An 11,752-nucleotide genomic window follows, 5' to 3' on the forward strand; every position below is an offset into this window, starting at 1 on the left:
TGCATAAAAATCCATATACACCAGCCAATAACAGTGCAACACGCCGGATTCATGACGGTTTTCACTGAATATTTCAGCTGTGATGTGCCTGGCATGAAGCTACGAGTAGATACTGAAAAGTCAATAATTGCAACGATTCCAAGATGCGCAGTAAGGTGCTTGCAGATGACTTGGTCCTGTTGTGGCGGAATTGTGTTAACCCGAATACTTAACCGGTTGACAAACGCATAGGTGCGGTGTTATTCTATTCACCAACAGCGCAAAAGAGCTTTAATGCTAAGCGGCAGTAAGGTTCCTGGTGCTGTACATCGCGGCGCTTCATTGCTGAACGCTTGCGTAAACAAGGAAAAGGGACTAATCATCTCTTCACCGCTTCAGCTGTGAAGCTGACAAAGGAGACAGGTAATGAAAGCATTCAAGAAGATTGTGGCTGCAGCTACCGCCGGCTTGTGCATGGTAAGCATGGCGGCTTGCGGCGCCGGTGGTGGATCTGCAGATGGCACCGACCTGACTTACGACAAGATCGAGCTCGGCACCACTGGCAAGGACATCAAGACCACTGTCAACCTGTACAGCCAGCGTACCGATATGCTGCAGGACACCTACAACGGTACGACGTGGAAGCAGTACATTGAAGAATTCAACAAGTTGTATCCAAACATCACGGTTAAGGTCGAAGGCGGCACCAATTACGCCGATTCCGCACTGACCCGTCTGCAGGGAGGCGACTGGGGCGACATGATGATGATTCCAACTGTCGATGCCTCCGAGCTGCAGAACTACTTCCTGCCCTTCGGCACTGTCGATAATCTGAAAGATAAAATCCACTACGTGTATGCCCAGCATTACGACGGCAACGTCTACGGCATCTCCTCGACCGGTAACGCGGTCGGTATCGTCTATAACAAGGCTGTATTCAAGGCCGCCGGCATCACTGAGAATCCGAAGACTCCAGAAGAGTTCATCAACGACCTCAAGCTCATCAAGGAAAAGACTGACGCCATCCCGCTGTACACCAACTACGCGGCCGGCTGGACGATGGGCGCATGGGATGCCTACATCGGTGGTAACGCTACTGGCGACGCCAAGTACATGAATCAGGAGCTGCTGCACACGCAGGACCCGTTCTCTGACCCGGGCGACGGCACTCACGCGTACAACGTGTACAAGATTCTGTACGATGCCGTGGCTGATGGTCTGATTGAAGACGACTTCTCCACCACTGATTGGGAAGGCTCCAAGACTCAGATGAACTCCGGCAAGATCGGCACCATGGTGCTCGGCTCTTGGGCCGTCTCTCAGATCAAGTCGGTCGGCGAAAACGCTGATGACATTGGCTACATGCCGTTCCCGATCACTGTTGACGGCAAGCAGTACACTTCCTCTGCTGCTGACTATGCGTACGGTATCAACAAGGATGCTTCCAAGGAGAATCAGGAAGCCTCAATGATCTTCATCAAGTGGATGACTGAAAAGTCCCACTTCGCGACCAACGAAGGCGGTCTGCCGGTCGATAAGTCCGACTCCACGCTGCCGGATGTCTATTCCGAGTTCAAAGACGTGACCTTCGTCGAAGATGAACCGGCTGTCGAAGGCGAGGAAGATCTGTTCAACGATCTCAACTCCGATTCCGAGCTCAACATCAACGCTGCCGGCGACGCTCGCATCCAGTCCATCGTCGAAAACGCGGCCAACAAGACCAAGTCTTACGATGATCTGGTCAAGGAGTGGAACGAAAAGTGGAACGGTGCGCTGAAAACTGAGAACGTGGACGTCAAGTACACCACGGTCGTCAAGTAAGCGCGCATCCTAACCACGTAACTTCCTGACACATACTCCTCATCCATTGTTCGGGCAGTCGTCAGCAACCACGCCGAGGCTGCCCGAATCCATCCCATACCAGACTTTCCCCAATATCAGCCAAACTCCCCGCCCAGTCGTATCGCACAGGTCAGGCGAGGAATACATCGAAGAGAGGTACCTATGGCCTCGTCAGCAGCGGGAACGACGGCAGCCGTCGATATTCCCGACAATATCCAGCCAAAAGATTGGCGTAAAACCGGAATCATCGTTGCATTCTCCGCGATTCCGCTCGCTCTGCTCGTCTTCTTCACCTACCTGCCGTTCTTCAACATGGTGGGCTACAGCTTCTACAAGATGAAGTACATCGGCACTCCGAAATGGATCGGACTTCAGAACTACATTGAAGTGTTCACCCGCCCGGATACGCTGTCTTCGCTCAAACTCAGCCTGTACTACATGGCCGGAGCGCTTATCCAGGTCGCAATCGCCCTGTACCTGTCCACCATGCTGGCGTTCAAGGTGCGCGGTGGCGGTATCTTCAAGGCTGTCTACTTCTTCCCGTATCTGATTAACGGCATCGCGGTCGGCTTCATCTTCAAGTTCTTCTACACTCGCGGATACGTGTTCGATACCGTGCTCCAATGGTGCGGCTTCCAACTCGACGCTCTGCCTTACTGGCTGAAAGATCAGAGCATCAACAACTGGTCGCTGGTGGGCGCATCCATCTGGCGATACCTTGGCCAGAACGTCATCCTGTTCATCGGCGCGATCATGTCGGTCGATAAGACGCTGTATGAGGCGGCTGAAATCGACGGTGCGAACAAGTGGCAGCAATTCAAGCACATCATCCTGCCGGGCATCCAGACGATCCTCGTGCTCAACATCATCCTGTCGATCACCGGTTCGCTCTCCGCCTTCGAAGGCCCGTACGTGATCACCACCGGTGCAAACGGTACCGCGACGTACTTCGTGCTTATGGATCAGCTCGCGCATGGTAGCCAGAAGGTCGGCCTTGCATCCGCCATGGCTGTGGTGTTGCTGATGATCATCCTCATCTGCGCGTTGCTCCAGCAGATGTTCTTCAAATACGTATTCCGCGATGCCGACGATGGCGTCGCCAAGGCGAAGAAGAAAGCCGCGAAAATCGAAAGGCAGCGTCGCAAGATGGCGCTGAAGAACGCTCCGATTGTCCGCAACGGCTCCCGTAACTCCAAAGAAAAGGCGGTGGCATGATGACTGACGTTGTCGCACAGGCCAAGGCGCGCAGCCTGGCGCGCAGCAACTCCTTCTGGTACAAGGCCAAGCAAGGCGTGTTGGTGTTCTTCAAGTACTTCTCGCTGATCTTCGTGGCTTTCTGGATGGTTGTTCCGCTGGTGAGCTGCTTTGTGACTGCGGCGAAAACCACCAAGGAATACCAGTCCACGTCCGTGATGACCATGCCGTCGAACTGGTTCAATTTCGGCAACTATGTGCAGGCGTTCAAGGCCTCGAACATGGCAATCGCCTTCCGCAACTCGTTCACTGTGCTTGTGGTCGTGCTGATTATCACCACGCTTATCGGCACCATGCTCGCCTATGTGCTCTCCCGCTTCACTTTCCCCGGTAACGCGGTGATTCGCGGCCTGTTCACTGTGGCTGCTTTGCTTCCGGGCATCGCGATGCAGGTCCCGATGTACAAGATGATGGTTCAGATGCACGCCGTCAACACCATGTGGGGCTACATCCTCATGATGTGCGGCACTGATGTGATCTCCATCTACGTGTTCATCCAGTACTTCGAGAACATCTCCACCTCGCTTGACGAGGCTGCCATTATGGATGGCGCCTCCTACTGGACGATTTACTCGCGTGTCCTGCTGCCGTTGCTCAAGCCGGCTATCGTCACCTGCATGATTTTGAAGGGCGTAGGTGTGTACAACGAGTACTATGCCTCGAACTTGTACCTGCAGAAGGAAAGCCTGAAGACCGTCGCGATCGCGCTATACTCGTTCACTGGCCCGATGGGCAGCCAGTACAACCTGATCTGCGCCGGCGTGGTCATCACGTTGCTGCCGATGCTGGTTCTGTTCCTGATCTTCCAGAAGCAGATTTACAACGGCATTGCCGCCGGTGCTGTTAAGGAGTGATTCCGTTGGCTTCCGTCGGTGTGCGCCGACGGAAGCCTCACGCATATCATCGGCAAGTCTCACGATTTGCATAGCTCATGATGAAGAATCGGCTTACATAGCTGAACGACAAACGACTCATATCACAAGGATGTTTCCCATGACCCATACTCCTAACACCTTCCGCTCGCTCACCGAAGGCTGGACTGTTCGCGCGCTTAACCCGCAGGTTGCTCCTGAAGAACTGCGCGCTGCAATCACCGCTGGCATTCCGGCCACAGTCCCTGGCGAGGTTACGCTCGACCTGCTCGCAGCTGGTCTGATCGACGAACCGTTCGACGGCGACAACGAAAACCATCAGCAGTGGATTGGCGATGTTGACTGGCAGTTTGAAACCGAATTTGAATGGCACGCAAATGGGCAGACCCGCCACGATCTGGTTGCGTACGGTCTTGACACGGTTGCCACAGTGATGATCAACGGCCAGTTGGTCGGCTTCTCGCAGAACTATCATCGTTCGTATCGTTGGGATGCGCGCGGTCAGCTGCGCGACGGCATCAATACGCTTACGGTAACGTTCGCATCGTCCGTGCGTGAGTCTGATCGTCGTGAGCAGGAACTTGGCTACTATCCGCACACCGAGCATCATGCGTTCAACCAGCTGCGTAAGCCAAGCTACCAGTTCGGATGGGACTGGGGTATTGACGTTGCCAACGCTGGCATGTGGCGTGAGATCGGCATCGACTCGTGGTCTGGCGTGCGTTTTGCTGCGGTGCGTCCGCTGGTTGACGTGCTTTCGGATGGTACTGGTGTACTCAAAACCACGGTTGAGATTGAGCGCGAAGGCGAAGGTCGCGTGATGACTTCGGCCGATGCTCACACGCAGCAGAAGCCGGTTCAGGTGAGTGTGACAATCGCTGGATTCGGTGCGAACGTTACTGTAAACGGTGAGGTTGAATACGGTCGCAATACGACGACGCTGACTGCCGTTGTGCCGAATGCGCAACTGTGGTGGCCGATCGGCTACGGCGAGCAGCCGCTGTACGACGTAACTGTAACAGCTGGCGAGAATGCGGCCGAATGGACCGGTCGTGTCGGCTTCCGTACGGTGCACGTTGATACTCGCGCCGACGAAATCGGTCGACCGTTCCAGATCTACGTCAATAACGTGCCCGTGCATGCACGTGGCTACAACTGGGTGCCGGTCGATGCCTTCCTGTCTCGCGCCGACCGCGCTTTCTACGCGAAGTGTTTCAATGACCTAGTCGAATCCAACTCGAATATGGTGCGTGCGTGGGGCGGTAGCATCTACGAATCCGACGAATTCTACGATCTGGCCGACGAACTTGGCATCATGGTCTGGCAAGACTTCATGCTCGCCTGCGCCGCTTATCCGGAAGATGCCGGCACTCGCGCCGAAATCGAAGCCGAAGCGCGCGAACACATCAACCGCTTGAGCTCGCACCCGAGCTTGACCGTCTGGAACGGCTCTAACGAAAACTATGTCGCCTACTCCGAGTGGGGTGGTTTCAAGCAGGCTCTGCGTGACGACGACAAGCCCGCGAACGCGTATGGCTATGGCGAAAAAGGCTGGGGCGACTACTATTACGCCGACCTGTTCCCGAAGTTGCTCGCCGAGCTCGACCCGACGCACGTCTACCTGCCGAGCTCCCCGATGAGTTTCACGCCATTCGTTGACGCGAACAAGGACGTGGACGGGACTATGCACATCTGGGATGTGTGGAACCGCGTCGACTACCGCAAGTACGCCGACTACACGCCGCGCTTCGCCGACGAATTCGGCTATCAGGCACCGCCGGCATTCAGCACGCTCACCCGCGTGGTGCACGACGAGAAGCTTGAACCGTTCGGCAAGCAGATGCTCGTGCATCAGAAGGCAATGGGCGGCAACTACAAGCTGGCGCGCGGCATGCGCTCGCATCTGACCCCGGGCAACATCAACGATGTGAGCTACAACGCAGACGGTACACGAAACTGGCTTATCCCGACCGACGACTGGAGCAATATCGAAGACTGGCATTGGGCATGCCAGCTGCAGCAGGCGCAGGCGATCCGCTTCGGCGTTGAGCATATGCGTTCGCTTGCACCGGTCAATGCAGGTGCCTTGATCTGGCAGCTCAACGACGACTGGCCGGTCGTGTCGTGGGCCGCCGTGGATTATTACGGTCATCGCAAGCCGTTGTGGTACGCTTCGCGTGACTTCTTCGCGCCGCGTTTTGCCACGATCCAGCCGCGCGTTTCCGACAAGGCGCGCGAAGACAAGAGCTGGGAAGGTGTGCCGGTTGCGCCGGACCATCTGGAGCTGCTGGTCGCGAACGATACGCGTGACTCCTGGACCGGTACGTGGACAGTTGAACGTCGCGATTTTGCAGGCGAAGTGCTTGCCTCGCAAACGTTTGCCGATGTGACCGTAGAGGCCACGGGTCATGTTGCGCTCGCACTTGATGAAGCGGTAGCTGGATTCGGTGACGTGAACGGTGAGATTCTGGTCGCGACGCCGGTTGCGGCCGATGGCGTTGCCGGTGCGCAGTTCGCTCGCGTGATCTGCAACCCTGCCGATGTGATCGATCAGCGGCTCGACCGCAATCCATTCGAGGCGACCGTTGCCGTTATGGATGATGGCTATGATTTGACCGTAACCGCGAAGGCATACGCGCGCGACGTGTTCTGCATGGTCGATAAGGTCGATCAGGATGCGCGTATCGACGGTGGCATGGTGACGTTGCTGCCGGGCGAATCGGTGACGTGGCATATCATGGCGGCCGCCGGACTTGATCCGGCCGCGTTCATCGCTTCGAATGTGCTGCGATGCGCAAACGATCTCAAGATTTTCGTCTGAGAGCGCAGACCATTCTGACGTGAATAGGGAACAATCATGAAAAGCAGGGTGACCATCAGCGACGTGGCGCGGGCCGTGGGCGTATCCAATAGCGCGGTATCATATGCGCTGAACGGACGGCCGGGTATTTCGGAACGCACCAGGAGCAGGGTGCTACATGCCGCGCAGGAACTCGGCTGGAAGCCGAACAGCGCTGCGAGAGCCTTGTCGAAGGCGCGCGCCCATGCCATCGGACTGATTGTGACCTATTCCGCGGATGTCCTGTCTGTGGAATCGTATGCATTGGAGCTCATCGCCGGTCTGGAGACGGTTTTCGAACAGGAGGGGTATTCGCTCCTGCTGAGGTCGGCAAAAAGCCGTCTCCATGAGCTTGCCATCATGCAAGAGTGGATCGCCGATGCCACCGTGGACGCACTATTGGTGATGAACGTTGAGCTCGGTGACCCTCGCATCGCCGAGCTCAGGAAGCATACGGAATTCCCTGCGTTGCTGCTGTGCGACGCCTCGATGGCGGGCGGGCTGACCACGTTGTCCGACGACGAGGAGGAGGCTGCGCGTCTCGTTGTCGACTATTGCCATGCTCTCGGGCATCGCAGCATGGCTCGTGTGGCCGGTCCCGAAATGATGGGGCATACGCTCGTCAGGGACAAGGCGTTCGTGTCGCTGACGATGAACGCTGGGATACGGTACCGCTGTCTGCATACCGATTATTCTCCGGCGCAGGGCCGCATGAGCATCGAGCAGCTGCTGTCGTTGCCGGATCCGCCGACCGTCATTGTATGCGACAGCGGTGCGGCGGCGGTTACGGCCATTGATGTGGGACGTCGTCGCGGTATGCGCGTTCCGGAGGACTTGTCGGTGATTTCGTGGGACGATACCTTCATGTGCGAGATGGCCGATCCGAGCGTCACCTCGCTGAATCGTAATGTGTTCGGACGTGGGCGCAAGGCGGCCCGCGCGATCATCGACATGGTTGAGGGGCGGCAGGTGAAATCCGTCACCGCCTCCGACGATACGATGATTGTCCGTGACTCGACTGGGCGTCCGAAGCGGACAATCGTCCACAATGCGGTGATTGGGGATGGTGAACCGGTAAAGAACTTGTTATTGTCTAAATAAGTAGTAAGTAGTGAGTAGCGTTTTGTTCGCAGCTGGGAGATCTTTGATCTGTCAGAGGCCAGTGATGACGTCGTAAGAACGTGACGGAATTGCAGGAGGATTGTCGTGTCGAAGGCGAAAGTGACCATTACCGACGTCGCCAAGGCGTCGGGTGTCTCCAACAGTGCGGTGTCCTATGCGTTGAACGGCAAACCCGGCGTTTCGCAGGAAACGCGTGAGAAGGTGCTGAAGGTCGCAGACCAGTTGGGATGGCGCCCCAATAAGGCCGCCAAGTCACTTTCCGACGCGCGCACGAATTCCGTCGGCCTGGTGCTCACCTACGATCCCGCCGTACTGTCTGTCGAGGCGTTCGGCATGGAGCTCATCACCGGCTTAACAGCGAGGCTTGAGGAGGCCGGCTATTCGTTGCTTATTCGTTCGTCTCGCAACATGCGTGCGGAGCTCGACATCCTTGATGATTGGATCGCCTCGGGGGCGGTGGACGGTGTATTCCTGCAGAACGTCGAGCTCGGCGATCCCCGCATCGAACTGATGTCCCACCATCTCGAGATGCCGACGGTGGTCATGGGAGATGAATCATTGGCCGGCGGCCTGATCTCACTGAGCACGAACGAGCGAGATGGTGTGCGGGTGATCGCGGAGTATTGCGCCGATCAGGGGCATCGGCGGATTGCCCGCGTGGCCGGCCCGGAGAATCTCGGTCATACCTTCATACGGGACAATGCGTTCATGGAGGTCGCCGCGCGTCTGGGACTGCAGTACACCTGTCTGCATGCCGATTACACGCCCGAGGGCGGCAGGAAGTGCACGGAGCGTCTGTTGTCATTGCCGAACGCGCCGACTGCGATCATCTACGACAACGATGTCATGGCGTTGACCGGGGCGCAGGTCGCCGCGGTCCGCGGCCTCAACGTACCGCAGGATCTGTCCGTGATCTCGTGGGACGATTCCTTCCTGTGCGAGGTGAATGCGCTGGGCATCACCGCACTGGGGCACAACATCATCGAACGTGGACGCACCGCGGCGGGCTTGTTGCTCGACCTCATCGACGGCAAGCCAGTGGAATCCGTCTGGGAGCCGCAGGAGAAGCTCGTCGTGCGCGCATCCAGCGGACCCCTTGCCTGATCGTCATGATTGTCCGGCCGGCGTCTTGCGCCGGCTTTTTGCTATCTGCGGTGTGGTGAATTTGTTGACGAATCAGTGACGCGGGATGATAAGTCGTGCTGCATCACAATGAAATGCGGTGCATGAGGATTCGCTAGCCGCGTGTCGCTTAACCGATTAAGGTATAGTGATTGCTGGCATTTGAGATTGCTGCTGTAGCGCTGCGGTGGCTTTCTGCATTGGATGCGGGCTGATATGCGGGCTCGAGACCCCGATGGCGCACGGCGTTGGGCGTTGGAACATTCATCTGCGCTTAAGTGACCGACAAGCATATCTAGTCTCGTGTCCGTGCGGCGAGATGGAGGGACGCGAGCAGCCGCTGTTCGCGTCAATGCGCGGCGGCGTGGAATCCGGATCGATGGCGAGAGCCGACAAAGGAGATTCATGATGTTTGACCAAGGGCCTCATACGGTGTTGCGTGGTGGCGGCGTGTGCGTGGTACTGAAAACGCCGGCGGACGACATGCCGCAGGTGGAGTACTGGGGGCGCGATATCGTCGGTCCGACGGGTGACTGCGGTTGCGCGATCGGCAATGATACCTGCGCGGGATGCGCAACAGCCGGCTCATCGGCATGCCCGCTGAACGAGTCCGTTCTCGCTGCGCTTGACGCGATGACCCTCAAGGACACCCCGCCGAACAAGCCGGATGCGGCATGGCGCCCATCGTTGCTGCCGCAAGGCGCGGAAGGCTGGGCCGGCCGCGCCGGACTGGAATGCGCGCGCGGCGGTCGGCCGGTGTACGCGCGTTGGACGCACGTAGAGACCACTGCTGGACCATCGTCGCTCGCCGTCGCCGCCGAAGATGCAGTCAACGGACTGAAGCTCGATGCGACGTTACGTATCACCGCATCCGGCCTTGTCGTCGCGCGGCATACGATTACCAACACCGCAAGTCCGACAGGCGATTCAGCCGCCGGCCCGGCCTCCACGCAGCTAGCCGCCAACACGGGCGAACCGCTCACCGTCAGCTGGCTCGACGCCACCTTGCCCATGCCGAAACGCGCCGATACGCTCACCCAATTCACCGGACGTTGGCCGCTCGAAAAGCAGCCCGCCACGGGTCCGCTGCCGGTCGGTTCAATCACGCGCGACTGCCGACGTGGCAAAACCGGACATGACAGCCCGTGGATGTTCATCGCATCCATCGGTGCGCCGCGCAACCAGACCGGGGACATCTGGGCCTGCCATCTCGCATGGAGCGGCAACCAGACATACCGCATCGACAATCTGCCCGCACACGAGCCGGTCATCGGTGCCGGCGAGCTACTCGGCCCGGGCGAGATACGGTTGAATCCCGGCGACAGTTACACCACTCCGGAAGTGTGCTTCTCCTATTCCGACCGTGGCCTTGACGGCATCGCCGACCGATTCCACGGCTGGCTGCGCTCGCTGCCCGGACATGTGGACTTCGCCGCAAAGCCGCGCCCGTTCACGCTCAACACATGGGAGGCCGTCTACTTCAATCATGACGAGGCCACACTGAAACGGTTGGCCGACCATGCGGCGCAAGTCGGCGTGGAACGGTTCGTGCTCGATGACGGCTGGTTCCACGAACGACGCGACGACACCCGCGGGCTCGGCGATTGGGTCGTTGATCCGGCCGTCTGGTCCAACGGATTGGACGGTCTGGCCACGCATGTGCACGATCTGGGCATGGAATTCGGCCTGTGGTTCGAGCCGGAGATGGTCAATCTCGATTCCGACTTGGCTCGCGAACATCCTGATTGGATACTCGCCGCGCCGGAAGCGGTGCCAGGACGCGCGGACCTGTCATACCGCACGCAATACGTGCTTGACCTCGCCAATCCGGACGCATACGCGCATGTGCGCGACCAGATGGCCGCACTCGTCGAGCAGCTTGGCGTGAACTACATCAAATGGGACCACAACCGCGAGGTCACCGAGCCGATGCATGACGGTCGTTTCGGACTGCACGAGCAGACCGAAGCCTGCTACCGGCTGTTCGACGAGCTGAAGGCCCGTTTCCCCGGCCTTGAAATCGAAAGCTGCTCGTCGGGCGGCGCACGCACCGACGCGGGCATCCTGCAGCACGCCGACCGCATCTGGGCATCCGACTCCAACGATCCGCGCGACCGAGTGGATATCCAACGCTGGACCGAACTCATTGTGCCTCCCGAGATGATCGGTGCCCATGTTGGCCCGTCTCCCGCGCATTCCACCGCCCGCGCCACCGATTTGAGCTATCGTGCGGCGATCTCCCTCACCGGATGCTCCGGATTCGAATGGAACATCCTTGAATGCACAGACGAGCAGATCGCCGTGCTGCGATCATTCGTCGCGTTGTACAAAGAGCTGCGCGGACTGCTCCACACCGGCCGCGTCATGCATGCCGATTGCAAGGACCAGGCGCTGCGGGCGCGCGGTGTCGTGAACGCGGACCGTACACATGCCGTATGGGTCATCGCCACCACGGACAACATCCGTGACTGGCTGGCCGAACGGCTGCAGGTGACCGGACTCGACCCAACCCGTTCCTACCGTGTGCGGATGCGCCGCGAAATCGGCGAATCGCACTGGGGCTGGGTGACGCCGCAGTGGCTCACCGCAGCGCAGGACGATGACGGCAACGGCGGCTTCACCGCGCCTGGGCGGTTTCTGTCCGAAGTCGGACTGCAACTGCCGAACCTGTGGCCCATGCAGGCGATCGTGCTTGAATTCACGGCAATCTGAGCATCACTCA

The 11,752-nt window shown here is 58.5% G+C and carries 7 protein-coding genes; all 7 read left to right on the forward strand.

Features of this window, described 5'->3' with window-relative positions; translation table 11 throughout:
* Nucleotides 1–405: 405 nt before the first annotated feature.
* The 7 genes from BW09_RS08050 to BW09_RS08080 all read left to right on the forward strand — a co-directional run bounded on the left by BW09_RS08050 (nucleotide 406) and on the right by BW09_RS08080 (nucleotide 11,742).
* Complete coding sequence (locus BW09_RS08050) at nucleotides 406–1,800, forward strand: ABC transporter substrate-binding protein (protein ID WP_044088336.1); 1,395 nt, start codon at nucleotides 406–408, stop codon at nucleotides 1,798–1,800.
* A 183-nt stretch (nucleotides 1,801–1,983) separates the two neighbouring features.
* Nucleotides 1,984–3,036: a carbohydrate ABC transporter permease gene (locus BW09_RS08055; protein ID WP_140463124.1), complete on the forward strand. Its 1,053-nt coding sequence runs from the start codon at nucleotides 1,984–1,986 to the stop codon at nucleotides 3,034–3,036.
* Nucleotides 3,033–3,929, forward strand: coding sequence for a carbohydrate ABC transporter permease (locus BW09_RS08060; protein WP_081886525.1), 897 nt, complete (start codon nucleotides 3,033–3,035; stop codon nucleotides 3,927–3,929). Before BW09_RS08055 ends, BW09_RS08060 begins: the two co-directional genes overlap by 4 nt.
* Nucleotides 3,930–4,068: 139 nt before the next feature.
* Complete coding sequence (locus BW09_RS08065) at nucleotides 4,069–6,768, forward strand: glycoside hydrolase family 2 protein (protein WP_140464857.1); 2,700 nt, start codon at nucleotides 4,069–4,071, stop codon at nucleotides 6,766–6,768.
* A gap of 36 nt (nucleotides 6,769–6,804) precedes the next feature.
* Entirely contained in the window at nucleotides 6,805–7,887 is a 1,083-nt protein-coding gene (locus BW09_RS08070) for a LacI family DNA-binding transcriptional regulator (protein WP_044088332.1), read from the forward strand.
* A gap of 99 nt (nucleotides 7,888–7,986) precedes the next feature.
* Entirely contained in the window at nucleotides 7,987–9,012 is a 1,026-nt protein-coding gene (locus BW09_RS08075) for a LacI family DNA-binding transcriptional regulator (protein ID WP_044088329.1), read from the forward strand.
* A gap of 423 nt (nucleotides 9,013–9,435) precedes the next feature.
* Nucleotides 9,436–11,742, forward strand: a complete 2,307-nt coding sequence (locus BW09_RS08080) for an alpha-galactosidase (RefSeq protein WP_238566990.1) — start codon at nucleotides 9,436–9,438, stop codon at nucleotides 11,740–11,742.
* The last annotated feature ends 10 nt before the right edge of the window (nucleotides 11,743–11,752 follow it).

Origin of the sequence: Bifidobacterium sp. UTCIF-1, from assembly GCF_006408915.1 — a bacterium.
Lineage (GTDB): Bacteria > Actinomycetota > Actinomycetes > Actinomycetales > Bifidobacteriaceae > Bifidobacterium > Bifidobacterium reuteri.

Excerpts from the sequence above, each read along its gene's own strand:
- BW09_RS08065 (WP_140464857.1), top strand. The coding sequence starts at position 4,069 with ATGACCCATACTCCTAACACCTTCCGCTCGCTCACCGAAGGCTGGACT.
- BW09_RS08055 (WP_140463124.1), top strand. The coding sequence starts at position 1,984 with ATGGCCTCGTCAGCAGCGGGAACGACGGCAGCCGTCGATATTCCCGAC.
- BW09_RS08060 (WP_081886525.1), top strand. The coding sequence starts at position 3,033 with ATGATGACTGACGTTGTCGCACAGGCCAAGGCGCGCAGCCTGGCGCGC.
- BW09_RS08070 (WP_044088332.1), top strand. The coding sequence starts at position 6,805 with ATGAAAAGCAGGGTGACCATCAGCGACGTGGCGCGGGCCGTGGGCGTA.
- BW09_RS08080 (WP_238566990.1), top strand. The coding sequence starts at position 9,436 with ATGATGTTTGACCAAGGGCCTCATACGGTGTTGCGTGGTGGCGGCGTG.
- BW09_RS08050 (WP_044088336.1), top strand. The coding sequence starts at position 406 with ATGAAAGCATTCAAGAAGATTGTGGCTGCAGCTACCGCCGGCTTGTGC.